Source organism: Vallicoccus soli, from assembly GCF_003594885.1.
Taxonomy (GTDB): domain Bacteria; phylum Actinomycetota; class Actinomycetes; order Motilibacterales; family Motilibacteraceae; genus Vallicoccus; species Vallicoccus soli.
This window is the reverse complement of record NZ_QZEZ01000001.1, coordinates 731,439-758,087: the sequence shown is the minus strand read 5'-3', so window position 1 is coordinate 758,087 and position 26,649 is coordinate 731,439. Positions and strand designations below refer to the sequence as shown.

Genomic DNA, 26,649 nt, shown 5'->3' with positions numbered 1-26,649 from the left:
GCGGTGGTGCCAGGCCTGGCGGTCACGGCGACCTCCCCGGGTTCGAGCAGCGCGGTCCCGTCCATCGTCCCCCACTCGTCGGGCCCCGGCGAGCGCCGGGCGCCATTCTCAGGGTCTTCTCAGGGACGCGGTCGCGCCCCCGCACCCCCGCAACGCCCGGCGCCCGGGCCCGGTTCCGGCGGGCACTATCCTCGGCGGCGGGCCCCGGCTGCCCGGGCGCCGCGCGCGCCGGGCGCAGCGACCGGGGGACGTCGTCGAGGAGGCAGTCATCGCCAGCGCCCAGCAGGCCGCCCAGCAGGCATCGCGCCAGTACGCCGAGGAGCTCGTCGCCGAGGACGCCGTCCTCACCGACGCCCGCGCCCGCGCGGCCGAGCTCGGCTGCACCCCGGTCGGCCCGGGCGGCGGCGCCGCGCTGCGCCTGCTCGCCGCCGCGATCGACGCCCGCAACGTGGTCGAGGTCGGCACCGGCACCGGCGTCTCCGGCACGTGGCTGCTGCGGGGCATGCACCCCGAGGGCGTGCTCACGACGATCGACGTCGAGCCCGAGCACCAGCGGGCGGCGCGCGAGGCCTTCGCCGCCGAGGGCATCCCCGCCAACCGCGCGCGCCTCATCTCCGGGCGCGCGCTCGACGTCCTGCCGCGCCTCACCGACGGGCACTACGACCTGGTCCTCGTCGACGCGGACAAGCAGGACCTCGAGGCGTACCTCGCCGAGGCCCTGCGCCTGCTGCGCCCCGGCGGCGTCTTCTGCATGGACAACGCGCTGTGGCACGACCGGGTCGCCGACCCCGCCCAGCGCGACGCGGCGACGGTCGCGATCCGGGAGTTCGGCAAGGCCGTGCGCGACGACGAGCGGCTCGTCCCGGCCCTGCTGCCCGTGGGCGACGGCCTGCTCTGCGCGGTCAAGCGCCGCTGACCCGGCGCCGGCCGGGTCGGGGCCGGGACGGGGCCGAGGCGCCGTCCCGGCTGACGGCGCAGGGCCGCCCGCCTCAGCGCCGGCGCCGGCCCCCGCCGAGGCCCTCGAGCCAGCGCAGCAGCACGCGGGTGCCGAAGCCGGTGCCGCCCTTGGTCACCTCGTGCTCGTCGCCGTCGGCGCGGGCGGGCCCGGCCACGTCGAGGTGGGCCCAGCGGCGCCCGCCCGCGAACTCGCGCAGGAAGAGCGCGGCGGTGATCGAGCCGCCGCTGACGGTGCTGTCCCGGCTGATGTTCGACAGGTCGGCCACCGGCGAGTCCATGGCGCGGCGGTAGTCCTCGACGAGCGGCATGCGCCACAGGGCGTCGCCGCTCGCGACGCCGGCCGCGACGAGGGCGGCCGCGAGGTCGTCGTCGCCGGAGTAGAGCGCGCCGTGGCGCCTGCCCAGCCCGAGCGACGCGGCACCGGTGAGCGTGGCGATGTCGACGACCACGTCGGGGTCGAGCACCGCGTCGGCGTAGGCCAGGGCGTCGGCGAGCACGAGCCGGCCCTCGGCGTCGGTGTTGAGCACCTCGACGGTGCGCCCGCCGTAGTGCGTGACGACGTCCCCCGGGCGCATGGCCGAGGCGCCGGGCAGGTTCTCCGCGGCGGGCACGAGCGCGGTGACCCGGGCCGTGACGCCGAGCTCCGCGAGCGCGGTCATCACGGCGACGACCGCGCCGCCGGCGGCCATGTCGGTCTTCATCGGCACCATCGCCTCGCGCGGCTTGAGCGACAGGCCGCCGGAGTCGAACGTGATGCCCTTGCCCACGAGCACGACGTGCGGGGTGCGCCGCCCGGCACCCTCGGGCTCGTACGCCATCTCGAGCAGGCGCGGCGGCCGGGCGCTGCCGGCGCCCACCGCGAGGACCCCGCCGAAGCCCTCCTCGGCGAGCTCGGCCTCGTCGCGGACCCGCAGGGCGACCCCCGCCCCCTCGAGCAGCTCGCCGGCGCGCGCGGCGAGCCACGCGGGGTCCTCGACGTCGGCGGGGGTGTTGGCGAGGTCGCGGGCGGTGGCGACCGCGCGGGCCGTCGCGGCGGCCCGGCGCAGCGGCTCCGCGGCGCCGCGCTCGACGAGGAGCAGCCGGCCCAGCGCGCCCCCCTGCGCGCCGGGCTGCGGCGGCGTGGTGCCGCGGCGGGGGAAGGCGTACGCGGCGAGGGCGAGCCCCTCGCCGAGGGCCCGGGCCGCCTCGTCGCGCGGCCCCTCGACGGCCTCCGGCAGGGCGGCCGCGAGCGCGCGCCGGCCGCGGGCCCGCCGCGCCAGGGCGGCGCCGGCGCGGCGCAGGGCGCGCGGCGTGCCGTCGCCCGCGCCGGCCAGCAGCACGACCTCGACGGCGACGCCCTCGGCGCGCACCGGTACGGCATTGACCTCGGCCTCGGAGCCCCGGGCGCCGGCGCGCGCCGCCTCGTCGGCGAGGTCCACGCCGAGCGCCTCGCCGACGCCAGCGGCGGCCGGGTCGAGGACGGGACCGTCGTCGCCGGGCCGCAGCCACACCACGACCGCGTCGGCGTCGCCCTGCCCGAGGAGGGCGTCGAGCCCGCCGTCGCGCGCCTCGAGGGCGGGCAGCGGGGTGGCCACGGCGCCGGTGCCCGTCGTGCGGGCGCGCCGCCGGCGGGGGGCGGCGTCGGCTGCGGTGGTGCGCTCGGTCGTCGCGCTGCGCGGCACGGCGGCTCCTGTCCTCGCGTGCGGGTGACCGGCGGCGGCCGGTCCCGGGCTGGGCAGGGGCGCCGGGGCCGCTCCGGGGGCACGGGGTGCACGGGGTGCACGGCGTGCTCGGGCGCGGCGCCGGGGAGCTCCTGCGGGGTGACACGCTACGACCCCGGCCGCCCCGCCCTGGCGGGCGGTCGCGACCGGGGTCGTGGCGCGTCGTCCCCGACGGGCCCGAGCGGGCCGGGTGCGGGGACGGTGCGGCGCGGGCTCAGCCCGCGACGTCCTTGAGGGCGTCGCCGAGCGCGTTGGCCTCGTCGGCCGACAGCTCGACCACCAGGCGGCCACCGCCCTCGAGGGGCACGCGCATGACGATGCCGCGGCCCTCCTTGGTCACCTCGAGCGGGCCGTCGCCCGTCCGCGGCTTCATAGCCGCCATGCTCGCTCCTCTCGTCGCGCACCGCGGCGCCCGCCGCGGCCACACGGTTGGTGTGATGGGCACCATCATCCCGCATGAGCGGCAGGGGTCGGACCACCGTCACCCGTACGGGCGCGCCCGGCGCGCCGCCCGGCACCTCGCGTGACGCTCCGGTCACGTCGAGGAGCGGCGCCAGCAGCCGGCGAGGTGCTCGTCCACCATGCCGGTGGCCTGCATGAGCGCGTGGCACGTGGTCGGCCCGACGAAGCGGAAGCCGCGCGCCCGCAGGTCGCGGGCCATCGCGGTCGAGGCCGGGCTCGTCGCGGCGACGTCGGCGGTGGTCCGCGGCGCCGGCGGCGGCGGGTCGGGGGCGTAGGACCACAGCAGCGCGTCGAGGGGCACGTCGAGCGCGAGCACGGCCCGCGCGTTCGCGACGGTCGCCTCGACCTTGGCCCGGTTGCGCACGATGCCGGCGTCGCCGAGGAGGCGCTCGACGTCCTCGGGCCCGTACGCCGCCACGACCTCCGGCGCGAACCCGGCGAAGGCCGCGCGGAAGGCGGGGCGCTTGCGCAGGACGGTGATCCAGGACAGGCCCGACTGGAAGGCCTCGAGGGTCAGCCGCTCGAAGAGCGGCGCGGTGCCGTGGACCGGCCGGCCCCACTCCTCGTCGTGGTAGCGCTCGTAGAGCTCCCCCGCGGCCCAGGGGCAGCGCGCCCGCCCGTCGGCCCCGACGACCGGCCCGCTCACGCCGCCGCCCGCTCCACCCGCCGGGCGAAGCGCCGCAGCGCCAGCCCGAACAGCGCGCGCCCGCCGGCGGCGACGAGCGGGGCGGCGCGGCGGGTCAGCGCGACGGGCGGGACCTCGACGTCCTCGTGCCACACCACCCGGGAGCCGCCCGGGCGCTCCGCGACGGTGAAGGACGCCCCGCCGAGCACGACCCGCCCGGTCTTGCGCACCGCGCAGCGGCCGGGGCGCCCGTCGCGCGGGGGCTCCCACTCCTGCACGACCATGGGGTCGTCGAAGGCGAGCGGGCCGACGCCGGTGCGCCCGACGAACCCGGCCCCGACGCCGCGACCGCCCTGGGAGGTCACGCGCACGCGGGTGAGGGGGATCCACGCACCGTGCGAGGACCAGTCGGTGAGCGCGTCCCACGTGCGCTGCACGGGGGCGTCGACGTCGACCGTCACGTCGAAGGACGCCACGGCCCCTCCTCCCGCTCGTGCAGGGCGCGGGCCCCGCGGTCCTCGAGGAGCGCCTCGAGCTCGGCGATGCGCCGGTCGCGCTCGTGCAGCTCGCCCAGGAGGCGGTCGAGGACGTCCTCGACGTCGTCCGGGCGGTAGCCGCGCAGGACCACCGGGAAGCGCGCCCGCTCCAGCGCGGCGAGGCCCTCCTCGCCGGCGACGGCCGCTGCCGGGCCCGGCGCGACGTCGTGCGCGTCCGGCCCGGGGGCGGGGTCGGGCCCGCGCCCGCGCAGGCCGGTCACCACCACCGCCACCGCCCCGAGGACGACGACGACGAGGAGCAGGACCCAGGTCGGCACGCCCGCCATGCTGCCAGCCGGCCCTCAGCCGCGCCCGGCCGCGGTGGGGTCCCAGCCGCCCGCCTCGCGGTCGGCGTCGGCCTTGGCGCGGGCCGCGCGCAGCTCGGCCGCGCGCTCCTCCTCCGAGCCGATGACGAGCCGTACGGCCTCGCGGGGGTCGTCCGTGACGTGCAGCAGGTCCAGGTCGGCGCCGGACACCATCCCGTGCGGCAGCACGGTGCTGCGGACCCAGTCCACGAGCCCGCCCCAGTACGCCGTGCCGAGCAGCACGACCGGGAACCGGGTCACCTTGCGGGTCTGGACGAGGACGAGCGCCTCGAAGAGCTCGTCGAGCGTGCCGAACCCGCCCGGCAGGACGACGAAGCCCTGGGCGTACTTCACGAACATCGTCTTGCGAGCGAAGAAGTAGCGGAAGTTGACCCCGAGGTCGACCCACGCGTTCATGCCCTGCTCGAAGGGCAGCTCGATGCCGAGGCCCACCGAGGTGCCGCCGGCCTCGCAGCACCCCTTGTTCGCCGCCTCCATGGCGCCGGGGCCGCCGCCGGTGATGACGGCGTACCCGGCCTCGGCGATGAGCCGGCCGACCTCGACGCCGAGCGCGTAGTCCGGGGAGTCCCGGTGGGTGCGGGCCGAGCCGAAGACGCTCACGGCCGGCCCGAGCTCGGCGAGCGTGCCGAAGCCCTCGACGAACTCGCTCTGGATGCGCAGGACGCGCCACGGGTCGGTGTGCACCCAGTCCGCCGGCCCGCGGCTGTCCAGCAGCCGCTGGTCCGTGGTGGTGCCCTCCTCGACCTGGCCCCGGCGCAGGACGACCGGCCCGCGCTGGCGCTCGCGCGGGGGGACGTCGCGCGCGGGCGCGGCGGGCTGGGGCTCGTGCTGCGGGTCGACGGCCATGGGCGGCAGGCTAGCCACGCCCGGGGGTGCGCGACGCCCCGCCGTGGGGTAGTCGTTGACCCGGCAAGCAGTCGTCGAGGGCGCGCCCCGCGCCGAGCACCGGAGGTCCCATGCCCGTCAACGTCGCCGTCATCTACTACTCCTCCACCGGACACGTCGCGCACATGGCGCAGCGCGCCGGGCAGGCCGCGCAGGCGGCGGGCGCGGAGGTCCGCGTGCGCAAGGTCCACGAGCTCGCCCCCGAGGAGGCCGTCCGCAGCAACGCCGGCTGGGCGGCGCACGCCGAGGCGACCAAGGACGTCCCCGAGGCGACGGCGGACGACATGGACTGGGCCGACGTGGTCCTGCTCGGCTCGCCCACCCGCTACGGCAACGTCGCCGCGCAGCTCAAGCAGTTCCTCGACACGCTCGGCGGGCTGTGGGCGCAGGGCAAGCTGGCGGACAAGGTCTACGCCGGCTTCACCTCGACGCAGACCAAGCACGGCGGCCAGGAGTCGACCCTGCTCGCGCTGTACAACTCCGTCTACCACTTCGGCGGCATCATCGTCCCGCCCGGCTACACCGACCCCGCGGTCAAGTTCAACGACGGCAACCCGTACGGCGTCTCGCACGTCTCCGGCGGTGCGAACGACATCGACCCGGGCGAGGAGGAGCACGCGGCGCTCGACCACATGGCGACGCGGTGCGTGCGCGTCGCCGAGCGCCTCAAGGGCTGACGGAGCGCACCCGTCGTGGCGGCGGCGCGGCCCGCGGGGCGCGCCGCCGCCGGAGTGCCCGCCCTCGCGGCCCCGACGCCCCTACCATCGGCGCACCGCAGCGCCGCGGGCCCCTCCCGGCGCGCGTGACGACGGGGAGGCGACGATGGTGCGTCCACTGGCAGGGCCCCGGGTGCGGGCCGGCCGCCTCGCCGCGGCGGTGGCGGCGGCAGCGCTGCTGGCCACGGCCTGCGGGGGCGACGACGGCGGGTCGGACGGCGGGTCGGGCGGTGCCCTCACGGTCTGGACGGTCGAGGACCTCACCGACCGGGTCCAGGCGCAGCAGCGGATCGTCGACGCGTTCGGCGAGCGCACGGGGACCGAGGTCGAGCTGGTCCCCGTCGCCGAGGACCAGCTCACGACGGTCCTGAGCTCGGCCGCGGCGTCGGACGAGCTCCCGGACGTCATCGCGGCCGCGCCGCTCGCGGCGGTGAGCCGGCTGCAGACCGACGGGCTGCTCGACACGGGGGCGGCCGCGTCCGTCGTCGAGGCGCTCGGCGAGGACACCTTCTCCGCCGGTGCGCTCGAGCTGACCCGGGACGGCGACGAGCAGCTCGCCGTGCCCAGCGACGGCTGGGCGCAGCTGCTGCTCTACCGCACCGACCTGTTCGAGGCGGCCGGGCTGCCGGCGCCGGACTCGTACGAGGCGCTCGCCGCCGCCGCGGCGGCCCTGGACCAGGGGGACGTGCGCGGGATCGTCGCCAGCACCGCTCCCAACGACTCGTTCACGCAGCAGACCTTCGAGCACGTCGCGCTGGCGAACGGCTGCGAGCTCGTGGACGGCGAGGAGGTCGCCCTGGACAGCGACGCGTGCGTCGAGAGCGTCGGCTTCTGGACCGACCTGCTGCGCGAGCACGCCCCGAGCGGGAACCAGGACGTCGACACGACGCGGGCGGCGTACTTCGCCGGGCGCGCGGCCATGGTCGTCTGGTCCTCGTTCATCCTCGACGAGCTCGCCGGGCTGCGCGACGACGCGCTGCCGACCTGCTCCGAGTGCGCCGCCGACCCGACGTTCCTCGCGGAGAACACCGGCATCGTCACGTCGCTGCAGGGCCCGAGCGGTGGGCCGGCGAACTACGGCGAGGTGGTCTCCTTCGCGATGCTCTCCGGCGGCGACGCGGACGCGGCGTCGGAGCTCGTCCAGCACGTCATGGGGGACGCGTACGAGCAGTGGCTCGCCATCGCGCCCGAGGGCAAGGTGCCGGTCCGCACCGGGACCGCGGACGACCCGGAGGCGTTCCTCACGGCGTGGCGCGGGCTCGAGGCGGGCGTCGACCGCAAGGCGCCGCTGTCCGACTTCTACCCGGCCGAGGTGCTCGACGCGGTCGCGGCGAGCCCGGAGACCTTCGCCCGCTGGGGCTTCCCGCAGGGGCAGGGCGAGCTGGCCGGGGCCGTGGCCGGGCAGTTCGTCGTGCCGCAGGCCCTCGCGACGGCGCTGAGCGGCGGGGCCGAGCCCGCCGACGCCGCGACGCAGATGGCCGAGGAGGCGCGCACCGTGCAGGAGGACCTCGGTGGCTGACGCCCCCGCGGGGGCGGCGCTCGCCGAGCGCGGAGCGCCGCCCCCGCAGGACGGCCGGGACCGGGGGCGCCGCGGGCGCCGGCGCACGCTGGCCCAGCGGCGCGGGCGCACGGGCCTGTGGCTGATGTCGCCGACGCTCGTCATCGTCCTGGCGCTCGTGCTGGCCCCCCTGCTGTGGTCGGTCCTCATCGCCTTCCAGGACCTGCGGCTCATCCGCGTCGGGCAGGCGGGCCTCACCGACCCGCTGACGCTGGACAACCTCGAGCGGGTCCTGCTGTCGGACGCGCTGCTGGAGTCGCTGCGCACGACGCTCGTCTACACCGTCGGCTCGACGGCGGTGGCGGTCGGCGTCGGCCTCGTCGCGGCGCTGGCGCTGCGCCGCCCCTTCCGCGGCCGGGGGCTCGTGCGGGCGGCGATGCTGCTGCCGTACATCGCGCCCGTCGTCGCGGTGACCTTCGTCTGGCGGACGATGCTCAACCCCGAGTTCGGGGTCGTCAACGTCTGGGGGCAGCGCTTCCTCGGGTGGGACGACCCCGTCGCGTTCCTGTCGCAGGCGCGCGGCGAGCTGTCGCTGCTCGGCCTGGACGTGCCCGTGCCGACGGCCCTGCTGACGGTCGTCGTCTTCGAGGGCTGGCGCTACTTCCCCTTCGCCTTCCTCTTCCTGCTCGCGCGGCTGCAGGCGCTGCCCGCCGACGTCGAGGAGGCCGCCCGGGTCGACGGCGCGACGCCGCTGCAGACGTTCCGGCACATCGTCCTGCCGCAGCTGCTCCCCGTCATCGCGGTCCTCGTCGTCCTGCGCAGCATCTGGACCTTCAACGAGTTCGACGACATCTTCCTGCTCACCGGCGGCGCCGCCGGCACCGGCGTCGCCAGCGTGCGGGTGTACGAGCTGCTCACCGTGCAGCGCAACGTCGGCGCGGCCGCGGCGCAGAGCCTCGTGCTCGCCGCGGTGCTCGTCGTGCTGGTCTCGCTCTACCTGTGGCTGCTGCGCCGGCGCGGGGAGGACCCGCTGTGAGCCGCGACCGCGTGGAGACCGCTGTCCTGCGGGTGGCCCGGCCCGTCGTCGTCGCGGGGCTCCTGCTCGCGACCCTGCTGCCCTTCGCCTACATGCTGCTGCTCTCGGCCCGGCCGATCGCCGAGCTCCTGCGCGACCCCGGCGACGTCCTCGTCGGGCTCGGCGAGCTCACCCTGTCCGGCTACCGCGAGGTGCTCACGCCCGTCGACGAGGGCGGGCAGGGCTTCGTCGACCTGCTCGCCAACAGCGCGGTCGTCGCCGCGGCCACGGTGGTCGTCGCCCTCCTCGTCGCCGTCCCCGGCGCGTACGCCGTCGCGCGGCTCCCCTTCGTCGGCCGGCGGCAGGTGAGCGCGCTGTTCCTCGGCGTCTACCTGCTCCCCGCGATCGTCATGGCGATCCCCCTCTTCGTGCTGCTCAGCCGCCTGCAGCTGCGCGGGTCGCTCGTGGGCCTCGTGCTGGTCTACGTCGCGCAGACCGTCCCCGTGGCGATCTACATGCTGCGCAACTACTTCACGACGGTGCCCGAGAGCGTCGAGGAGGCGGCGCTCGTCGACGGGCTCGGGACCCTCGGGGTCGTCCGGCGCATCGTGCTCCCGCTGGCGCTGCCCTCGGTGCTCGCGACCGGGCTCTTCGTCGCCGTCATCGCGTGGAACGAGTTCCTCTTCGCGCTGCTGTTCCTCGTCGAGGACCGCTCGCGCTGGACGGTCTCGCTGGGCCTGGCGCAGCTCTCCGGCAGCATCGAGGTGCCGACGACCGTGCTCATGGCCGGGTCGGTGGTCATCACCGTGCCGGTGGTCGTGGTCTTCCTGCTCCTCGAGCGCTTCCTCACCGAGGGGCTGACCGGCGGCGCGGAGAAGTAGGCCTCAGGCGCCGAGCCACTCCCGCAGCCGCCGCTCGCAGCGGTGCAGGTGCTCGACCGGCACCCGCTCGTCGTCCTTGTGGGCGAGGAGCGGGTCGCCGGGGCCGTAGTTGACGGCGGGCACGCCGAGCGCGGAGAAGCGGGCGACGTCGGTCCAGCCGTACTTGGGCCGCGGCTCCTCCCCCACCGCCGCGACGAACGCGGCCGCGGCGGGGTGGTCGAGCCCGGGCCGCGCGCCGGGCGCGGAGTCGACGACGGCGACCTCGTACCCGTCGAGCACCTCCCGGACGTGCTGGGCCGCCTGCTCCTCGCTGCGGTCGGGGGCGAAGCGGAAGTTCACGGTGACGACGCAGAGGTCGGGCACGACGTTGCCGGCGATGCCGCCACGGATCCCGACCGCGTTGAGCCCCTCGCGGTAGACGAGCCCGTCGACCTCCCGGCTCTGGGGGGCGTAGTCCGCGAGCCGGCGCAGCACCTCGCCCGCGTCGTGGATCGCGTTGTGCCCGGTCCAGCTGCGGGCGCTGTGCGCGGCGGTGCCGCGCGTCGTCACCTCCGCGCGCAGCGTGCCGTTGCAGCCGCCCTCGACGCCGGCGAGCGAGGGCTCCATGAGGATCGCGAAGTCGCCGTCGAGCCACTCCGGGTGCGTGCGCGCGACCCGGCCGAGGCCGTTGCGGGCGGCCTCGACCTCCTCGTGGTCGTAGAGGACGTAGGTGACGTCGCGCACCGGCCCGGGCACGTGGGCCGCGAGGCGCAGCGCGACCGCGACGCCGCCCTTCATGTCGCAGGTGCCGCGCCCCACGAGGTCGCCCCCCTCGCGGCGCACCGGCAGGTTGCCGGCCACGGGGACGGTGTCGAGGTGGCCGGCGACGACCACGCGCTCGGGGCGCCCCAGCTCCGTACGGGCGACGACGCAGTCGCCGTCGCGGTCGACCCGCAGGTGCGGGACCCGGCGCAGCGCCGCCTCGACCGCGTCGGCCAGCGGGCCCTCGGCGCCGCTGACGCTGGGCACGTCGCACAGGGCGGCCGTGAGGTCGTCCACGGGCAGGTCGAGGTCGATCGGCACCCTCGGTACCGTAGCCGCCCGTGAGCACCGAGACCGCCGCCGACACCGCCCCCCGCCGCGCCTGGGGCTGGGCCCTCGTCACCACGAGCAGCGCCGGCCAGGTGCTCGACGCGTGGTTCCCCTCCCCCGCGCTCGGCGAGCCGGGGGACGCCGCGGCGCCCGAGGCGCTCGCGGCGCTGGCCGGGCAGGACGAGCGGCGCGGGGTGCGGCTCGACGTGCAGCGCGTCGAGGCCGACCTGGACGGGCCGATCACCGGGACCCAGGACGCGTACCTGCGCCTGCACCTGCTCTCGCACCGGCTCGTGCGCCCGCACGAGGTCGTCCTCGACGGCGTCTTCGGCGCGCTGGCGAACGTCGTGTGGACCAACCACGGCCCCTGCGCGGTCGAGGGCTTCGAGGAGACCCGCCTGCGGCTGCGCGCGTCGGGCCCGGTGCAGGTGCTGGGGGTCGACAAGTTCCCGCGGATGGTCGACTACGTCGTGCCCACCGGCGTCCGGATCGCCGACGCGGACCGGGTCCGCCTCGGCGCGCACCTGGCGAGCGGGACCACGGTGATGCACGAGGGCTTCGTGAACTACAACGCGGGCACGCTCGGCGCCTCCATGGTCGAGGGCCGCATCTCCGCCGGCGTCGTCGTGGGCGACGGCTCCGACGTCGGCGGCGGGGCGTCGATCATGGGCACGCTCTCCGGCGGCGGCAAGGAGGTCGTGCGCGTCGGCGAGCGGGCGCTGCTCGGCGCGAACGCCGGCATCGGCATCTCGCTCGGCGACGACTCCGTCGTCGAGGCGGGCACCTACGTCACGGCCGGCACCAAGGTGCTGCTGCCCGACGGGCAGGTCGTCAAGGCGCTCGAGCTCTCCGGCGTGCCGGGGCTGCTGTTCCGGCGCAACAGCGTCACCGGCGCGGTCGAGGCCGTGCCCCGCAGCGGCAGCTGGGGCGGGCTCAACGCGGCCCTGCACGCGAACGACTGACGCCCGCCGCGTGGCGCCGGTGCCCTAGGTGGCGCGCCAGTACCCCGTCGCCTCCACGCGGGCCTTGGGCACGCCGAGCTCGCGGCGCAGGTGCCGGCCGAGGGCCCGCGCGCTCGCGGCCTCGCAGGCGACCCAGAACCAGTCGCGCCCGGGGTCGGCCGCCCCGCCCTCGGCACCGGACCAGGCGGCGGTGACGGCGTCGACGAGGCCCCGCCCCGCGCCCTCGCCGCTGCCGCGGTCGACCCAGGTGACCTCGTGCGGGGCCCCCGCGCGCACGGGCAGCCCGCGGTCGGAGGGGTGCCCGGCCTCGAGCCACACCCGCGCGGGCGTCGACGGGTGCGCCTCGAGCACGGCGTTGACCGCGGGCAGCGACGCCGGGTCGCCGACGAGGTGCAGCGCGCGGCTCCCCGCGGGCGGTGGGGTGTCGCGCGTGCCCTGCACGGTCGCGTCGATCGTCGTGCCCGGGGCCGCCGCGAGCGACCAGCGCGCGGCGGGGCCCTCGTGGAGGGCGAACTCGAGGTCGAAGGTCCCCGCGGCCGGGTCGGGGTCGACCACGGTGTACGCCCGCTGGTGCGGCCTGCCGCCGTCGTCGAACCAGAGGCGCACCCACATGGCCGGGTGCGCGCCGCAGGCCGCGAGCAGCCCGCCGTCCTCGACGCGGACCCGCTGGTAGCGCTCGGACACCCGCTCGGTCCCCCGGACCGTCAGCACGAAGTCCTTGCCCCGCAGGGCCTTGAGGACGACCCCCTCCCAGCCGTGCTGCACGCCGCGTCCCTCCTCGCGTCGCCCGGGGTGACCGCGGCGCCGCCATCTGTGTAGTGTCTCGCTCCGACTTAGGTGAGCCTATGCTAGCCGGAGGGACGCTCTGTGACGGAGCACACGCCTGCCGCGCACCTGTTCTCGGGGGCGACGGTGGACCACTACGCCGCGGCCATGACGACCGCGCTCGACGTCCTCACCGACCGGGTGCGCGTCGTGCAGCGACCGCGCTCGGGCGCGGCGCTCGAGGACCTCGAGGACCTCGTCGCCGGCGTCGACCTCGACGCCCCGCTCGGCGACACGACCGCGGCGCTGCGCGAGGCGTCCCGCCTCTACCTGGAGCACGCGGTGTGGTTCCACGAGCCGGGGTACGTCGCCCACCTCAACTGCCCGGTCGCCGTCCCGGCGCTCGCGGCCGACCTGCTGGCCTCCGCGGTCAACACCTCGGTCGACACCTGGGACCAGTCGACGACGGCGACGCTGATGGAGCGCCGGCTCGTCGCCTGGACCGCGCAGCGGGCCGGTCTCGGGCCCGCCGCCGACGGGGTCTTCACCAGCGGCGGCACCCAGTCCAACCTGCAGGCCCTGCTGCTCGCCCGCGAGGAGGCCCTCGCGGCCCTGCCCGGGGGCGCGCTGCCGCCCGGGGCGCGCCTGCGGGTCCTCGCAACGGACCAGGGGCACTTCAGCGTCGCCAAGGGCGCCCGGCTGCTCGGGCTCGGCGACGGCGCGGTCGTCACCGTCGGGACGGACGCGCGGCACCGGATGGACCCCGCCGCGCTGCGCGCGGCCGTGCTGCGCACGCGGGCGGCCGGCGACGTCGTCGCCGCCGTCGTCGCCACCGCCGGGACGACCGACCTCGGGGCGGTCGACCCGCTCGCCGCGCTGGCCGACGTCTGCGGCGAGCTCGGCGTGCGGCTGCACGTCGACGCGGCGTACGGCTGCGGCCTGCTCGTCTCGCGCCGGCGCCGGCACCTGCTCGACGGCGTGGAGCGCGCGGACTCCCTCACCGTGGACTTCCACAAGAGCTTCTTCCAGCCGGTGGCGTCCTCGGCGCTGCTCGTGCGCGACGGCGCCGCGCTGCGTCACGCGACCCACCACGCCGCGTACCTCAACCCGCGCGGCGAGCGGGTGCCGAACCAGGTGGACCGCAGCCTGCAGACCACCCGCCGCTTCGACGCGCTCAAGCTGTGGCTCACCCTGCGGACGATGGGCGCGGACGCCGTCGGCGACGCCTTCGACGCGTGCATCGACCTCGCGGCGCAGGTCCACGAGGACCTCCTCGCCGACCCCGACGTCGAGGTCCACAGCGCCCCCGTGCTGAGCACCGTCCTGTTCCGCTACCGCCCCGCCGGGCCGGGCGGGCGGGTGCCCGCGGCGACGGCGGACCTGCTCGTCGGCGCGGTCCGCGACCGCCTCTTCGACGAGGGCGAGGCCGTGGTGGCCCGCACGGTCGTCGGCGGGCGCCCGTGGCTGAAGCTCACGCTGCTCAACCCGGCGACGACGCGCGAGGACGTGCGCGCCGTGCTCGCGCTGGTGCGCGAGGCCGGGCAGGACCTGCTGCGCGGGGCCGTGCCGCACCCGGCGGGCCCGGCGCGCGCCGAGCGCGAGGGGGTGCCGGCGTGAGCGCCCCCGTGCACGACTTCGTCGCCGTCGGGATCGGCCCCTTCAACCTGGGCCTCGCCGCGCTGAGCGCCCCGGTGCCCGACCTGTCCGGCGTCTTCCTCGACGCGCGCGAGGAGTTCGCGTGGCACCACGGGATGATGATCGAGGGCGCGACGATCCAGGTCCCCTTCCTCGCGGACCTGGTGACGATGGCCGACCCGACGTCGCCGTACTCGTTCCTGGCGTACCTCAAGGCGACCGGGCGGCTCTACCCCTTCTACATCCGGGAGAGCTTCTACCCGCTGCGGGCGGAGTACGACGCGTACTGCCGCTGGGTCGCGGGGCGGGTGCCGGGGCTGCGCTGGGGCCGGCGGGTCGAGCGGGTCGAGCACGACGCCGCGCTCGGCGCGTACCGGGTCCACGCCCGCGACGTGCGCTCCGGCGCGTCCGAGGTGCACCTCGGGCGGCGCCTCGTCCTCGGTGTCGGCACGGCGCCGTGGGTGCCGGAGCCGGCGCGGGGCCTGCCCGGCCCCGCCTGGCACACGGCGTCGTACCTGCAGCACAAGGAGGAGCTGCAGGCGCTCGGGCACGTCACCGTCGTCGGCAGCGGGCAGAGCGCGGCTGAGGTCTACCTCGACCTGCTCGAGGACGCCGACCGCCTCGGCTACCGCGTGGACTGGGTGACCCGCTCCCCGCGCTTCTTCCCGATGGAGTACACCAAGCTCACCCTCGAGATGACCTCGCCGGACTACGTGCGCTACCACCACGCGCTGCCGGCGGCGCGCCGCGACGCGCTCGCCCGCGAGCAGCGCCACCTCTACAAGGGCATCAGCGGCGACCTCGTCGACGCCGTGTACGACACCCTCTACCGCAAGGGCGTGCGCGGCGAGGTCCCCACGTCGCTGCTCACCGGCGTCGAGCTCGTCGATGCGTCCTGGGACGCCGAGCGCCGCCGCTACGCGCTGCGCCTGCACCACGCGGAGCAGGGCCGCACGGTCACCCGCACGACGTCGGCGCTCGTGCTGGCCACCGGCTACCGCGCCGGGGTCCCGTCCTTCCTCGACCCCGTGCGGCACCGCATCCGCTGGGACGCGCGGGGGCGCTATGACGTGGCGCTCGACTACGCCGTCGACGTCACCGGCCGCGAGGTCTACGTGCAGAACGCCGAGGAGCACACGCACAGCCTCACCGCGCCCGACCTCGGCATGGGCGCCCACCGCAGCTCGGTGATCATCAACGCGATGTGCGGCCGGGAGGTCTACCCGGTGGAGCGGCGCATCGCGTACCAGGACTTCGGGGTCGAGGCCGAGGACGACGGTGCGGCCGGGGACGGCGATGGCGTCGGGGCCGCCGTCACCGGGGGCGGCCTGGCCGGGGCGGGGGCGCTCCGGTGAGCGCTGTCCCGCTCGCGCCCACCTGGTCGGCGCGCACCCCCGTCGGCGTCCTCGCGCTGGAGCCGGTGGTCGTGGACCGCGACGCCGACCTGCTGCACGCGTGGGTCACCCACCCGCGCTGCGCGTCCTGGCTCATGCAGGGCGCGTCCCGCGAGGACGTCCGGACCGCCTACGCCGCGATCGCCGCGGACCCGCACCACGACGCGTGGCTCGGCCGCGTGGACGGGGCGCCGGCCTTCCTCGCCGAGACGTACGACCCGCGCCACCGCGAGCTCGTCGGGCACTGGGACGCCTCCCCCGGCGACGTCGGCATGCACCTGCTCGTGGCGCCGCCGGCGCAGGGCACCGCCCCGCTCCACGGGCTGACGTCCGCGGTCATGGCGGCGGTCGTGCGCTTCTGCCTCGACCGGCCGGGGGCGCGCCGCGTGGTGGTCGAGCCCGACGAGCGCAACACGGCCGTACGGGCGAAGAACCGCGCCGCCGGGTTCGTGGAGCACGGCCCGCTCGACCTGGGGTGCAAGACCGCCGTCGTCAGCACCTGCACGCCCGAGGGCTTCGCGGCGAGCGCCCTGGCGGGGGTGCTCGCATGAGCGCGCCCGTGCTGGGCCGCGCCGCGGGGACGGGTCCCCTGGCGGCCGACCCCGACCTCGGCGCCGGGCACCTCGAGCCGGTGGCCGTCGGTCGGGCGCACCGCCACCTCGTCACCAAGGCGCTCGCGGAGTTCAGCCACGAGCGGCTCCTGACGCCCGAGCCGGCCCCTGGGCCGGCCCCCGGCCCCGCGGACGCGCTCGGGCGGACCTGGTGGGAGCTGGGCACCCCGGCGGGGAGCCGCTACCGGTTCGCCGCGCGGGTGCTGCCCCTCGAGCACTGGGACGTCGACCCGGCGACGGTGTCGCGCACCGTCGACGGGCTCCCCGCCCCGCTCGACGTCCTCGCCCTCGTCGACGAGCTGCAGCCCCTGCTGGGCCTGCCCGACCGGCTGCTGGGGACGTACCTCGAGGAGCTCAGCGCGACCCTTGCCGGAGCGGCCTGGAAGCTGCACCACCGGCGCGCCGACGCGCGGGCGCTGGCGCGGGCCGACCTGCAGACCGTCGAGCGCTCGATGACCGAGGGGCACCCGGCGTTCGTCGCGAACAACGGGCGCATCGGGTTCGGGGTGTCCGACGCCGCGGCGTACGCGCCCGAGGCCGGCGCCCCGGTCCGCCTGGTCTGGGTCGCGGCGCGGCGCGAGCACACGCACCTCGCGTGCGGTGCCGGCGTCGACGAACGCTCCCTGTACGCCTCCCAGCTCGGCCCCGGCCAGCTCGGGCGCTTCGCGGACCGGCTGCGCGGCCTCGGCCTCGACCCCGCGGACTACCTGTACGTCCCCGTGCACCCGTGGCAGTGGGAGCACCGGGTCGCGGTGACGTTCGCCGCCGACCTCGGCCGCCGCGACCTCGTGCCCGTGGGCACCGGCGAGGACCGCTACCAGGCGCAGCAGTCGATCCGGACGTTCTTCGACCTCGACCGGCCCGACCGGCACTACGTCAAGACCGCGCTGGCGGTGCAGAACATGGGCTTCCTGCGCGGCCTGTCGCCCGCGTACATGCGCGCGACGCCCGCCATCAACGACTGGGTGGCCGGGGTCGTCGCGGGCGACCCGGAGCTCGGCGGCAGCGGTTTCGCGGTCCTGCGCGAGCTGGCGTCGGTCGGCTACACCGGCGACGCGTACCACCGCACGGCCGGGCGGGGCACCCGCTCGCCGTACCAGCGGATGGTCGCCGCGCTCTGGCGGGAAAGCCCTGTCCCGCGGCTGGCACCCGACGAGCGCGCCATGACCATGGCCGCGCTGCTGCACCGGGACGCCGAGGGGCGCTCGCTCGTCGGCGCCCTCGTCGCGGGGTCGGGCCTGCCGGCGCGGGCCTGGTTCGAGCGCTACCTCGACGCGTACCTGCGACCCGTCGTGCACTGCCTGCTCGCGCACGACCTGGCGTTCATGCCGCACGGGGAGAACGTGATCCTGGTGCTGCGCGGCGACGTCCCGTCCCGGGCGCTCATGAAGGACGTGGGCGAGGAGGTGGCCGTGTTCGGCGACCGCCCGCTGCCCGGCGGGGTCGAGCGGGTCCGCGTCGACTACGACGACGAGGTGCGCCTGCTGTCGGTGTTCACCGACGTGTTCGACGGCTTCCTGCGCCACCTCGTCGCCGTGCTCGACGGCGACGGCCTGCTCGACGCCGGGGCGGCCTGGCGCACGGTCGCCGCGTGCCTGGCCGCGCACCGCGACCTGCACCCCGCCCTGCACCGGCGCTTCGACCTGTTCACGCCGCGCTTCCGGCACTCGTGCCTCAACCGGCTGCAGCTGCGCGACACGCTGCAGATGGTGGACCTGGCCGACCAGGCCTCCTCGCTGCAGTTCGCCGGCACCCTGGCGAACCCGGTGGCGCCCCACCGCCCGGACGGGGCCTGAGGCCGTGGACGGGATCGCGCGCGACGCGTGGGGGGTGCCGACGGTGCGGGCCGGGTCGCTCGACGACCTGGCCCGCGCCCAGGGCCGGGCGACCGCGCTGGACCGGGCGTGGCAGCTGGAGGTGGAGCGCTGGCGCAGCGAGGCGGTGCTCGCCGCGCACGTCGGCGCCCCCGGCCTCGCCTGGGACGCCTTCGCGGTGCGGGCGCGCCTCGACGACACCGCGCGGCGCTGCTGGGCCGCCCTCGACGCGGCCACGCAGCGGTGGGTCGCCGCGTACGCCGAGGGCGTCCGCGAGGGGCTCCCCGCCGGCGCCGCGCGCTCGCCGGAGCTGCGCGCCCTCGGCCTGCCCCGGGGCGGGAGCGGTGCGTGGCGCCCGTGGACGCCGCTCGGGGTGTTCCTCGTCCAGCACGTGCTCTTCGGGTCGGTGGGGACGAAGGTGTGGCGCGGGCACGTGCTCCGCGCGTACGGCCCGGCGCTCGGCGCCGAGCTCGCGGTGGCGCTCGGGCTCGGCCCGCCCGACGGCAGCAACGCCGTCGCGGTCACCGGCGCGCGCACGGCCTCCGGGCTCCCGCTCCTCGCGGGCGACCCGCACCGGGTGCTCGAGCGGCCCGGGGTGTACCAGCAGGTCCACCTCGTCGCGGAGGACGAGGGCGTCGACGTCGTGGGCCTGGCGTTCCCGGGCGTGCCGGGCGTCGCGCACTTCGGGCACACGGGGACGGTCGCGTGGGCCGTCACCAACGCGATGGCCGACTACCAGGACCTCTACCGGGAGCGGCTGCGCCGCGAGGGCGGGCGCGTGCTCGCGCTCGGCCCCGAGGGCTGGGAGCCCGCCGAGGTGGGCACGGCGGTGCTCGCGGTGCGCGACGGCGACCCGGTCGAGGTCGAGGTCGTGGAGACCGCACGCGGGCCGGTCGTGGTGCCCGCGGGGGACGGTCCGGACGGGGGCGGCGCCGAGGCGCTGAGCCTGCGCACGCCGACCCGGGTCGACGCCGCGCTGGGCTTCGCCGCCTTGCCGGCGCTGCTGCGCGCGCGCACCTGCTCCGACGTCGAGGCGGCGCTCGCCGCCTGGGTCGAGCCCGTCAACAGCGTCCTCGTCGCCGACACCGCGGGCGACGTGCGCCTGCTCGTCGCGGGGCGGGTGCCGGACCGCGACGCCCGCTGCGCCTGGGCGCCGGTGCCGGCCTGGGAGCCCGACCTCGCCTGGCGCGGCACGCTCGGCGTGCCGCCGGGGCTCCCGGTGGACGGGCTGGCCGTCACCGCCAACGACGAGCGGCCCGACGTCGCGGACCTCGGGACCGTCTTCGCCCCGCCCCACCGGGCGGCGCGGCTGCACGGGCTGCTCGCCGGGCGGACCGGCCTCGGGGTGGACGACCTGGCCGCCGCGCTCGTCGACACCGCGTCCGGGCCGGCGACGGCGCTGCTCGCGCACCTGCGCGGGGCACCGGTCGCGCCCGGCACGCCCGCGGCCGGGCTGCGGGACCGGCTCCTCGCCTGGGACGGGCGGATGGACGCGGGCAGCCCCGGTGCCGGGGCCTTCGCCGCCTGGCGCGCCGCCCTGGTGCAGCGGGTCGCGGCCCTGCCGCTCCTCGCGCCGCTGCACCGCCCGACCGGCGCCCCCGACGTGCTCGCGCCGTGGCTGTCCCCGCTCGAGCGGATCGGGACCGCGCTGGAGCGGCTCCTCGCCGTGCTCCCGGCCCACGGCGTGGACGCCGGCGCGCTCGTGCGCGACGCCCTCGCGGACGCGGCCCGGGCGCCGGCCGCGCCGTGGGGGGCGGCGCACCGGCTCCGCACCGTGCACGGGCTCGACGGGACGGCGTGGGAGGCGGCCGTCGACCGCCCCGCCGACGGCACCCCCCTGCACGGCGACGTCGACTGCGTCCTGGCCACCGCGAGCGTGCCCGGCCTCACCGACCTCTGCCTGCGCGGCCCGGTCGCCCGCTACGTCTGGGACCTCGCCGACCGCGACGCCAGCCGGTGGGTCGTCCCCCTGGGCGCCGACGGCGCCCCCGGACCGCACGCCGAGGACCAGGCGCCGCTGTGGGCCCGCGGCGAGCTCGTCCCCGTACCGACCGACGCACCCGAGCACCAGGAGGACCGATGACCGACGCCCGGCTCACCGAGGGCGACCACCCGTTCGGCGACGGGCGCACCCTCGGGGTGCGCCGGCTCGACCCCGCCCGCGACGCGGCGCTCGTGCACGCGTGGGTCCGCGAGGAGCGCGCGCGCTTCTGGGGCATGACCGACCGCACCGTGGAGCAGGTCCGTGAGGTCTACGCCTTCGTCGACGGCCTGGACACCCACCACGCGTACCTCCTCTCGCTCGACGGTGCGCCGGTCGGGCTGCTGCAGACGTACCAGCCGGCTGCCGACCCCGTCGGGGAGACGTACGACGTCGAGCCCGGGGACCTGGGCGTGCACCTGCTCCTGGCGCCGGCGCAGGCGCCGGAGAGCGGTTTCACCGGGCGGCTCGCCCTGGCCCTCGGCGCGGTCGTCCTCGCCGAGCCCGAGGTGCGCCGGGTCGTCGTCGAGCCGGACGCCCGCAACGAGCGGGCGCTGCGCCGGCTCGTGGCGACGGGGTTCGAGCTCGGGCCGGAGGTCGACCTGCCGACCAAGCGGGCCCGCCTGGCGTTCCTGCGCCGCGAGGTGGTCGGCGCGGCGCTGGCCGCGGCGACCGCGGTGGCGCCGCGCTGAGGACCGGTCAGCGCACCGCGGCGAGGACCCGGCCCCAGGCGGGCAGCAGCAGCAGGTGCCCGACGCCGGCGACGGTCTCGAGCCGGGCGCCGGGGACGCGCGCCGCCCACCACCCGCCGGCCTCCAGCGGCACGACCGCGTCCTGCTCCGCGTAGAAGAGGGTGGTCCGCGCGCCGACCGCGCCGAGGTCGAAGCCGGGCGGGGAGACGTTGACCGCGACGACGTCCGTCGCCATGCCCAGCACGCCGGGGCGCACGGCCTCGCGCAGCATCGCCTCGACGCGCTCGCGCACCTGCGGGTCCGCCAGCAGCCGCTCGTCCGCGGGCCCGGCGCCGACGAGCGCGGCGTCCCCGCCGGTGCCGGCCAGCGGGGCCAGCTGCGCGGCCAGCGCCGCCAGCGCGCCGGCGGGGTCCCGGCGCATCGTGCGCAGCGCCGCCCGGTGCTCCTCCCCCACCCACGGCACCTCGTCGTCGGGGGCGGGGCTGCCGACGACGGCCAGGGCCCGCACGAGGTCGGGGTGCCGCGCGGCGAGGGCCGCGGCGACCCAGCCGCCGCTGGACCACCCGACGACGCCGGCGTCGCGGACCCCGAGGTCCGCCAGCGCGGCCGCGACGACGTCCGCGACCGCGGGCAGGGTCGGCACCGCGCCCGCGGGCAGCGGGTCCGAGCCGCCGTACCCGGGGCGGTCGACGACGAGCAGGCGCACGCCGGCGGCGGCCGTCGCCGCCGGGTCGGGGTCGATCCGCCGCGAGCCCGGGCCGCTCGGCAGGAGGACGACGGCGGGGCCGGCGGGGTCGCCGTACGCGGCCACGGCCACGCGGCGGCCGTCGGGGAGGGTGGCGGAGAGCTCGGTGGGGGCGTCGGTGCGCGTCATGGCCCCAGCCTCGACCCGCCCGGGTGGCACCGTCCTGCCACCGTCTCCCCTGCCTCCTGGGATGCTCGTCCGGTGAACCGGACCGACCGGCTCTACGCGCTCGCCGAGGAGCTGCGCGCGGCCGGGCCGCGCGGCCGTACGGCGTCCTGGCTCGCGGCCCGCTTCGAGGTGCACCTGCGCACCGTGAAGCGCGACGTCAGCGCGCTGCAGCAGGCCGGGGTGCCGGTCACCGGCACCGGCGGCCCGGGCGGCGGGTACGTGCTCGACGCGGCCGCCTCGCTGCCCCCGCTGGCGTTCACCGACGCCGAGGCGACCGCCGTAGCGGTCGCGCTGTCCGTGCAGCCGGACCTGCCGTTCGCCGCCGACGGCAGGTCCGCGCTCGCCAAGCTGCGCGCCGCCATGCCGCCGGCGGCCCGGGCCGCGGCCGACGACCTCGGGTCGCGGGTGTGGCTCCGCACCGAGGGCGCCCCCGGGCGCGGACCCGCGGCGCGGGTGCTCGACGAGGCGCTGCGCGACCGGGTGGTCGTGGTGCTCGACTACGTCGACGCGGCGGGGACGAGCACGCAGCGCCGCCCGGTGGAGCCGCTCCTGCTCGCCCGCACGGGCGGGCACTGGTACCTGGTCGCCTGGTGCCGCCGGCGCCGGGCCGGGCGGTGGTTCCGCCTCGACCGGGTCGCCGGTGCGGTGGCGACGACCGAGCGCTGCCCGGAGCGCGACCTCGCCCAGGTCGTCGGCACGCCGCCGGCGGACGCGCGGCCGCTCGGGTGAGGGCGGCCCTCGCCCGCCGCCGCTGCTCCGGGCGGGTGGTGCGGGGGCGTCCCCGCTGCAGGGGGCGCCCGTGCGGCCGATGCTCCTGGTGACGGGACGGGCGGGCGGCGGGAGTGGCGGCATGCAGCGGTTCACGTGCGCCGACGTCGAGCCGGGGTGCCACCGCGTCTTCCGCGCCGACGGCGTCCACGCGCTGTGGGCCGTGGTGGCCGCGCACCTGCGCGACGTGCACCGCCGCGAGTCCTCGCCGCAGCTCGCCGCGGCGCTGCAGCGCGCGGTGCGCGACGCCGCCTGACGACCCGGCGCCCGCGCTCAGCAGTCGACGGCGCGGCAGCCCTCCCCGGCGCCGGCCAGCGGGCCGGCCCGGACGGCCCGGGCCGCGTCGGCGAGGGCGGCGAGCTGCTCCGGCGCCAGCACGTCGACGACGAGCCGGCGGACCTCGCGGACGTGCCCCGGCGCCACCTGCTCGAGCTTCTCCAGCCCGGCGGGCGTCAGGCGCGCCTCGGTGCGCCGCCCCCCGCCCTCGGTGCAGCTGCGCCGCTCCACCCACCCCGCGCGCTCGAGCCGGGTGACCGCGTGGGACAGCCTCGACAGCGAGCCCCGTGCGAGCTCGGCGAGGTCGCTCAGCACCAGGGTCCGCGCGCGGGCCTCCGACAGGGCCGCGAGGACGTGGTACTCGAACGTGTTGAGGCCGCCGTCGCGCCGGATCTGCGCGTCCAGGGCCGGCGGCAGCGTCATGAGCAGGGCCATGAGCGCGCGCCAGTGCTCCTGCTGCTCGTCGGTGAGCCAGGGGACGTCGGGAGCCCCGGGCCGGGCGACCCCGTGCTGGGCGACCCCGCGCTGGGCGACCTCGGGCTGGGTGTCGGCGGTCACGGGCCTCATCCTACGCCCGGGGTTGAACATTCAAGCCCGGCGTCGTAGCGTCGCGACTTGAACATTCACGTCGCACCCCGGGAGACCTCCATGACCCTGCTCCGCGTCGACGCCAGCATCCAGGGCGAGCGCTCGGCCAGCAGCGCCCTCGCCGACCTCGTGGTCGAGCACGTCGCCGGCGCCCACCCCGGCCTGCCCGTCGTCCACCGCCACCTCGGCCAGGACCCCTTGCCCGCGCACGCCTGGCAGACCGCGATCGCGGCCAGCTACGTCCCCGAGGCCGAGCGCACCGAGGCCCAGCGCGACGCGCTCGCCCTGGCCGGCCGGCTCGCCGACGAGCTCCGCCACGCCACGAGCGCCGTGCTCGCCCTGCCGCTCTACAACTTCGGGGTGTCCCAGCACGCGAAGGCCTGGATCGACCTCGCCATGGCCGGGGCCCCCCTCGGCACCCGCCTGCTCGAGGGCACGCCGACCGTCCTGGTCACCACCCGCGGCGGCGCCTACGGGCCGGGCACGCCCCGCGAGGGCTGGGACCACAGCACCGCGTTCCTGCAGCGGATCCTCGCCGACGTCTGGGGCGCCGACCTCACCCTCGTCGAGCGCGAGTTCACCCTCGTCGGCGTCAACCCGGCCCTCGACGAGTTCACCGAGACCGCGGCCCTCATGCGCAAGGCGGCCGAGGAGGCGGCGGTCGAGGCGGGCGCCACGCTCGCGGCGCGCCACGCCGCCTGACCGGCGCGCACCGACGGCGCGCGCCCGCCCGGGCGCGCGCCCACGCCGTACGGGGCGACGGGGTGCCCCGCGGGGCCTCGCGGCCCCGCGGAGCACCCCGTCGTGCCCCTCGCGCGGTCAGCGCGGCTACCGCACGGGCGTCCTCGACGCCAGCGTCCCGGCGGGCACGCGCCAGCCGGCGACGACCGCCGAGGGGCCGTCGAGGGCCCGGTCGAGCGGGACGCGCACGGTGAGCGTGCCGGCGCCCGGGACCCGGACGGCCCGCTGCCCGGCCGTGCCGCCCGCGTCGCGGACGAAGAGCGTCATCCGGCCCGCGCCGGTGGCGCGCACCCGCACCGCGACCGCGGAGCCCCGCTCCTCGGCGGCGGCCACCCAGCCGCTGCGCCGCGCCGGGGCCTGCGGCCCGCCGGCCAGCGGCACGTCGACCCGCACCGCCTGCTCCAGCGACTGCGGGGAGTCCAGCGAGTCCAGCGCCTCGCTCGGCACGACCGGCGCGACGGGGGCGTCCGGGGCGTCGTCCGGGACCTCGTAGCCCTCGAGGACGGCCCGGCCCCAGCGGTAGGGGTCGCCCTGCACGCCCTGCCAGGTGGACCAGCCGATGCGGGTCTGCCCGGTGCGGTCCTGGGTGTCGCTGTCGTAGACGAAGGCGTCGAAGCCCATGCGCTGCGGGTCGACCGCCGCGGGCAGGTCAGCGGCGTCGATCTTGAGCTCCACGGACCAGCCGCCCGCCCGCTCGACCGACGCGAACCCCAGCCCGGGCGCCGTCTCCGCGGCCGGCCCCTGCCGGTTGTCGGCGTCGCGCCCGGCGCACGGCCCGCCCTGCGCGGTGCGGGGCAGGACGAAGGCCTTGAAGGTCGTCGAGGTGTTCTCCGACGTCCCCGTCGGGTCGACCGCCACCTCGACGGAGTCGGTGCGCCAGTGGCGCTTGCAGTCCGCCTGCGCCAGCGCCGTCCCGGCGACGTCGTCGGTGACGTCGACGTGCACGTAGAGGTCGCCGTCGTGGTGCGTGACGTGCCCGGTGGCGGAGCAGTCGGCCGGGGAGGTGCACGCGGTGCCCTCCCAGAGCCGGGACAGGTCGAGCTCCTCCCCGGCGTACTCGCCGGGGGACGCCACCCCGTCGACCACCGGCGCCGTCGCGGCGGCGGGCACGGTCGTCGACGGGACGAGCTCGAGGGCCGGCGTCGTCGTGGACGTGGAGCCGTCCCCGGTCGTCGTGCGCAGCGCGTAGAGGTAGTCCCCGGCCGTCCCGCCCTGGTTGCTCGTCGGCAGGGAGGCGTCGGTGTTCGTCACGGTGAACGTGACGGAGGCCGTGCCGCCGGCGGCGACCTCGTACGGCTGCTCGACCGGCTCGGCGGCGAACCCGGCCGGCAGCTCCATGGCGACCGTGCCCTGCTCGGGCTCGTCGCTCGCGCTGCGCAGGTCGACCCGCACCTCGCGGCTGCCGCCGGACGGCAGGGTCAGGACCGGCTGGACGAACCCCTGCAGCTGCGGCAGGCCGAGAGCGGTCACGGCCTCCTCGAACTCGGCCACCTGCGGCAGCGGCTGCTGGTGCGCCGTCACCTCCGCGGCCACCTGCACCGGGCGGTCGGCCCAGCCCGTGCCGCGGTCGGTGCGCAGCGAGGCGCCGACCCGGACCCGGGTCCCGGGGGCGGCGTCGGCCGGGGCGGTCACCGTGAACGTGGCGGTCGCCGAGCGGCCCGGGCGCAGCGCCCCGAGGTCGCCGTCGCCGCGCACCCGCCAGCCCGCGGGGACCTGCAGGCGCACCTGCGCGCGGCCGAGGCCGGTCCGGTCCGGGGCCTGCGCCGTGACGGTCACCGCGAGGCGCTCGCCCGGCTGCACGTCGAACTGCGAGGTCCGCACCGCCAGCCCCGTGCCGAGCGGCGTGCCGCCGGGGGCCCGCACGGTCGCGCCGTAGAGGGCCGCCGCCGGGTCGGCGGCGGCGGCGGAGCCGGGGCGCGCCGAGGGCACCCGGCTGTCGACCTGGGTGAGGTAGTCGCAGCCGAGCTGGGCCGGGTCGGTCGGGACGTCGGGGAAGACCGCCCAGCCCTGGGAGGCGTACACCCGCTGGGCGTCGCGCTCGACCTGCGCCCACGTCCGCCCGCCGCCGGCGTCGCGGCCGGACCAGACGCCGTACACGGTCTGGCTGGGGTCGACCGGGACGAACGAGGTCGCGCACGCCGGGCCGGGGGTGCCGGTGCCGCGCGAGCGGTTGAGCAGCACGCGCGAGGCCGCCCAGGGGCGCAGGCCCTCGCGGGCGAGCTGCTCGGGGAAGGCGAGCGGGTCCGCGGCGGCGTAGAACGCCTCGAGCGCGAGCCGCGCCGCCTCCTGGTGGTTGCCGTGGTTGCCCGGCGAGGGCGCCGGGTCCATGGTCACGAGCACCTCGGGGCGGGTCTGGCGCACCAGGCGCACCACCTCGGCCAGCGTGTCATCCTCGCCCCACACCTGCTGGGTGAGCGGGGCGCTCACCGTGTAGTAGAAGTCGACCTCGTCGAGGTTGAAGACCTCGGTGATGCCGGCCCGGCCGACGGCCGCGCGCTCCTCCGCCTCGCGCAGCAGCCCCAGCGCCGGGCCCTCCTCCGGGCCGACCGCGTTGCCGCCGCCCTCGCCGCGGGTGATCGTGACGACGCCGGTGCGCAGGCCGTGGTCCTGCCCCCACTGCCCGAACGTCGACAGCGTCCCGGCCTCGTCGTCCGGGTGCGCCCCGACGAAGAGGGCGCCCAGGTCCACCGGGTCCCCCGCCGACGTCGTGCGCTCCGGCGGCCCGGGCGGTCCCGGCGGCGCCGCCGTCGCCGGGGCCGCGAGCCCCCCGGCCAGCAGCGCCGCGCCGCCCACGGCGGCGACCAGACCGCGTACCACGTGCCCTGCACCCATGACCC

At 77.7% G+C, this 26,649-nt stretch carries 26 protein-coding genes; 15 read left to right on the top strand and 11 right to left on the bottom strand.

What is annotated here, in order from left to right; genetic code table 11:
* Window positions 1–268: 268 nt before the first annotated feature.
* Window positions 269–916 carry an O-methyltransferase gene (locus D5H78_RS03565; RefSeq protein ID WP_119949336.1) on the top strand — a complete coding sequence of 216 codons (648 nt, stop codon included), beginning with the start codon at window positions 269–271 and terminating at the stop codon, window positions 914–916.
* A gap of 73 nt (window positions 917–989) precedes the next feature.
* On the opposite strand, the gene D5H78_RS03560 is transcribed toward D5H78_RS03565, so the two are convergent.
* The 6 genes from D5H78_RS03560 to D5H78_RS03535 form a co-directional block, all read right to left on the bottom strand.
* Window positions 990–2,618, bottom strand: coding sequence for a leucyl aminopeptidase family protein (locus tag D5H78_RS03560; protein WP_218566180.1), 1,629 nt, complete (start codon window positions 2,616–2,618; stop codon window positions 990–992).
* Between the two features lie 253 nt (window positions 2,619–2,871).
* The gene (locus D5H78_RS03555) at window positions 2,872–3,039 is read right to left on the bottom strand and encodes a DUF3117 domain-containing protein (protein WP_177891090.1); all 168 of its coding nucleotides are present in this window, start codon (window positions 3,037–3,039) and stop codon (window positions 2,872–2,874) included.
* 153 nt (window positions 3,040–3,192) lie between these two features.
* A complete protein-coding gene (locus D5H78_RS03550) occupies window positions 3,193–3,765 on the bottom strand; it encodes a DNA-3-methyladenine glycosylase I (RefSeq protein WP_218566179.1) in 573 nt (190 codons plus the stop codon).
* Window positions 3,762–4,220, bottom strand: a complete 459-nt coding sequence (locus D5H78_RS03545) for an SRPBCC family protein (protein ID WP_218566178.1) — start codon at window positions 4,218–4,220, stop codon at window positions 3,762–3,764. Before D5H78_RS03545 ends, D5H78_RS03550 begins: the two co-directional genes overlap by 4 nt.
* Window positions 4,202–4,558 carry a DivIVA domain-containing protein gene (locus D5H78_RS03540; RefSeq protein ID WP_218566177.1) on the bottom strand — a complete coding sequence of 119 codons (357 nt, stop codon included), beginning with the start codon at window positions 4,556–4,558 and terminating at the stop codon, window positions 4,202–4,204. The genes D5H78_RS03545 and D5H78_RS03540 overlap by 19 nt, the downstream gene beginning before the upstream one ends.
* Window positions 4,559–4,582: 24 nt before the next feature.
* Window positions 4,583–5,452 (bottom strand): LOG family protein, encoded by an 870-nt coding sequence (locus D5H78_RS03535; protein WP_119948960.1) that lies wholly within the window; start codon window positions 5,450–5,452, stop codon window positions 4,583–4,585.
* A gap of 110 nt (window positions 5,453–5,562) precedes the next feature.
* Here D5H78_RS03535 and wrbA point away from each other — a divergent pair, with 110 nt between their 5' ends.
* The 4 genes from wrbA to D5H78_RS03515 all read left to right on the top strand — a co-directional run bounded on the left by wrbA (window position 5,563) and on the right by D5H78_RS03515 (window position 9,601).
* On the top strand, window positions 5,563–6,168 hold the full coding sequence (gene wrbA, locus D5H78_RS03530; protein WP_119948959.1) for an NAD(P)H:quinone oxidoreductase: 606 nt from the start codon (window positions 5,563–5,565) through the stop codon (window positions 6,166–6,168).
* A 145-nt stretch (window positions 6,169–6,313) separates the two neighbouring features.
* Window positions 6,314–7,726 carry an extracellular solute-binding protein gene (locus D5H78_RS03525; protein ID WP_119948958.1) on the top strand — a complete coding sequence of 471 codons (1,413 nt, stop codon included), beginning with the start codon at window positions 6,314–6,316 and terminating at the stop codon, window positions 7,724–7,726.
* The gene (locus D5H78_RS03520) at window positions 7,719–8,741 is read left to right on the top strand and encodes a carbohydrate ABC transporter permease (protein WP_218566176.1); all 1,023 of its coding nucleotides are present in this window, start codon (window positions 7,719–7,721) and stop codon (window positions 8,739–8,741) included. The genes D5H78_RS03525 and D5H78_RS03520 overlap by 8 nt, the downstream gene beginning before the upstream one ends.
* Entirely contained in the window at window positions 8,738–9,601 is an 864-nt protein-coding gene (locus D5H78_RS03515) for a carbohydrate ABC transporter permease (RefSeq protein ID WP_119948957.1), read from the top strand. The genes D5H78_RS03520 and D5H78_RS03515 overlap by 4 nt, the downstream gene beginning before the upstream one ends.
* Before the next feature lie 3 nt (window positions 9,602–9,604).
* On the opposite strand, the gene dapE is transcribed toward D5H78_RS03515, so the two are convergent.
* Entirely contained in the window at window positions 9,605–10,663 is a 1,059-nt protein-coding gene (dapE, locus tag D5H78_RS03510) for a succinyl-diaminopimelate desuccinylase (protein WP_119948956.1), read from the bottom strand.
* A 20-nt stretch (window positions 10,664–10,683) separates the two neighbouring features.
* On the opposite strand from dapE, the gene dapD reads away from it, so the two are divergent.
* Entirely contained in the window at window positions 10,684–11,634 is a 951-nt protein-coding gene (dapD, locus tag D5H78_RS03505; protein WP_119948955.1) for a 2,3,4,5-tetrahydropyridine-2,6-dicarboxylate N-succinyltransferase, read from the top strand.
* Window positions 11,635–11,658: 24 nt separating this feature from the next.
* Here dapD and D5H78_RS03500 read toward each other — a convergent pair whose 3' ends face one another.
* Complete coding sequence (locus tag D5H78_RS03500) at window positions 11,659–12,399, bottom strand: siderophore-interacting protein (protein WP_119948954.1); 741 nt, start codon at window positions 12,397–12,399, stop codon at window positions 11,659–11,661.
* A gap of 168 nt (window positions 12,400–12,567) precedes the next feature.
* On the opposite strand from D5H78_RS03500, the gene D5H78_RS03495 reads away from it, so the two are divergent.
* Genes D5H78_RS03495 through D5H78_RS03475 form a run of 6 tightly spaced genes read left to right on the top strand, consistent with a single transcriptional unit; the run spans window position 12,568 to window position 20,526 of the window.
* Window positions 12,568–14,016, top strand: coding sequence for a pyridoxal phosphate-dependent decarboxylase family protein (locus tag D5H78_RS03495; protein ID WP_119949332.1), 1,449 nt, complete (start codon window positions 12,568–12,570; stop codon window positions 14,014–14,016).
* A complete protein-coding gene (locus D5H78_RS03490) occupies window positions 14,013–15,389 on the top strand; it encodes a lysine N(6)-hydroxylase/L-ornithine N(5)-oxygenase family protein (protein WP_119948953.1) in 1,377 nt (458 codons plus the stop codon). Before D5H78_RS03495 ends, D5H78_RS03490 begins: the two co-directional genes overlap by 4 nt.
* On the top strand, window positions 15,386–15,979 hold the full coding sequence (locus D5H78_RS19055) for a GNAT family N-acetyltransferase (protein ID WP_133411995.1): 594 nt from the start codon (window positions 15,386–15,388) through the stop codon (window positions 15,977–15,979). The genes D5H78_RS03490 and D5H78_RS19055 overlap by 4 nt, the downstream gene beginning before the upstream one ends.
* Window positions 15,976–17,835: an IucA/IucC family protein gene (locus D5H78_RS03485; protein WP_133411994.1), complete on the top strand. Its 1,860-nt coding sequence runs from the start codon at window positions 15,976–15,978 to the stop codon at window positions 17,833–17,835. The genes D5H78_RS19055 and D5H78_RS03485 overlap by 4 nt, the downstream gene beginning before the upstream one ends.
* Before the next feature lie 4 nt (window positions 17,836–17,839).
* Window positions 17,840–19,936, top strand: coding sequence for a penicillin acylase family protein (locus D5H78_RS03480; RefSeq protein ID WP_119948952.1), 2,097 nt, complete (start codon window positions 17,840–17,842; stop codon window positions 19,934–19,936).
* Window positions 19,933–20,526, top strand: coding sequence for a GNAT family N-acetyltransferase (locus D5H78_RS03475; protein WP_119948951.1), 594 nt, complete (start codon window positions 19,933–19,935; stop codon window positions 20,524–20,526). Before D5H78_RS03480 ends, D5H78_RS03475 begins: the two co-directional genes overlap by 4 nt.
* Window positions 20,527–20,533: 7 nt before the next feature.
* Here D5H78_RS03475 and D5H78_RS03470 read toward each other — a convergent pair whose 3' ends face one another.
* Window positions 20,534–21,400 (bottom strand): alpha/beta fold hydrolase, encoded by an 867-nt coding sequence (locus tag D5H78_RS03470; protein ID WP_119948950.1) that lies wholly within the window; start codon window positions 21,398–21,400, stop codon window positions 20,534–20,536.
* A 72-nt stretch (window positions 21,401–21,472) separates the two neighbouring features.
* Between D5H78_RS03470 and D5H78_RS03465 the strand changes: the two genes are divergently transcribed.
* Both D5H78_RS03465 and D5H78_RS03460 read left to right on the top strand, forming a co-directional pair.
* Complete coding sequence (locus tag D5H78_RS03465) at window positions 21,473–22,168, top strand: helix-turn-helix transcriptional regulator (protein WP_119948949.1); 696 nt, start codon at window positions 21,473–21,475, stop codon at window positions 22,166–22,168.
* 121 nt (window positions 22,169–22,289) lie between these two features.
* Window positions 22,290–22,463, top strand: coding sequence for a DUF1059 domain-containing protein (locus D5H78_RS03460; RefSeq protein WP_165865579.1), 174 nt, complete (start codon window positions 22,290–22,292; stop codon window positions 22,461–22,463).
* A 17-nt stretch (window positions 22,464–22,480) separates the two neighbouring features.
* On the opposite strand, the gene D5H78_RS03455 is transcribed toward D5H78_RS03460, so the two are convergent.
* Window positions 22,481–23,041: a MarR family winged helix-turn-helix transcriptional regulator gene (locus D5H78_RS03455; RefSeq protein ID WP_218566174.1), complete on the bottom strand. Its 561-nt coding sequence runs from the start codon at window positions 23,039–23,041 to the stop codon at window positions 22,481–22,483.
* A 90-nt stretch (window positions 23,042–23,131) separates the two neighbouring features.
* Here D5H78_RS03455 and D5H78_RS03450 point away from each other — a divergent pair, with 90 nt between their 5' ends.
* On the top strand, window positions 23,132–23,773 hold the full coding sequence (locus D5H78_RS03450) for an FMN-dependent NADH-azoreductase (RefSeq protein ID WP_119948946.1): 642 nt from the start codon (window positions 23,132–23,134) through the stop codon (window positions 23,771–23,773).
* A 126-nt stretch (window positions 23,774–23,899) separates the two neighbouring features.
* Here the strand turns inward: D5H78_RS03450 and D5H78_RS03445 are convergent, their stop codons facing one another.
* The gene (locus D5H78_RS03445) at window positions 23,900–26,500 is read right to left on the bottom strand and encodes a sugar-binding protein (protein WP_425472892.1); all 2,601 of its coding nucleotides are present in this window, start codon (window positions 26,498–26,500) and stop codon (window positions 23,900–23,902) included.
* Between the last annotated feature and the right edge of the window lie 149 nt (window positions 26,501–26,649).

Coding starts and splice junctions, on each gene's coding strand:
- D5H78_RS03495 (WP_119949332.1), top strand. CDS start 12,568: ATGACGACCGCGCTCGACGTCCTCACCGACCGGGTGCGCGTCGTGCAG.
- D5H78_RS03485 (WP_133411994.1), top strand. CDS start 15,976: ATGAGCGCGCCCGTGCTGGGCCGCGCCGCGGGGACGGGTCCCCTGGCG.
- D5H78_RS03470 (WP_119948950.1), bottom strand. CDS start 21,400: ATGACGCGCACCGACGCCCCCACCGAGCTCTCCGCCACCCTCCCCGAC.
- D5H78_RS03450 (WP_119948946.1), top strand. CDS start 23,132: ATGACCCTGCTCCGCGTCGACGCCAGCATCCAGGGCGAGCGCTCGGCC.
- D5H78_RS03555 (WP_177891090.1), bottom strand. CDS start 3,039: ATGGCGGCTATGAAGCCGCGGACGGGCGACGGCCCGCTCGAGGTGACC.
- D5H78_RS03525 (WP_119948958.1), top strand. CDS start 6,314: ATGGTGCGTCCACTGGCAGGGCCCCGGGTGCGGGCCGGCCGCCTCGCC.
- D5H78_RS03460 (WP_165865579.1), top strand. CDS start 22,290: ATGCAGCGGTTCACGTGCGCCGACGTCGAGCCGGGGTGCCACCGCGTC.
- wrbA (WP_119948959.1), top strand. CDS start 5,563: ATGCCCGTCAACGTCGCCGTCATCTACTACTCCTCCACCGGACACGTC.
- D5H78_RS03475 (WP_119948951.1), top strand. CDS start 19,933: ATGACCGACGCCCGGCTCACCGAGGGCGACCACCCGTTCGGCGACGGG.
- D5H78_RS03535 (WP_119948960.1), bottom strand. CDS start 5,452: ATGGCCGTCGACCCGCAGCACGAGCCCCAGCCCGCCGCGCCCGCGCGC.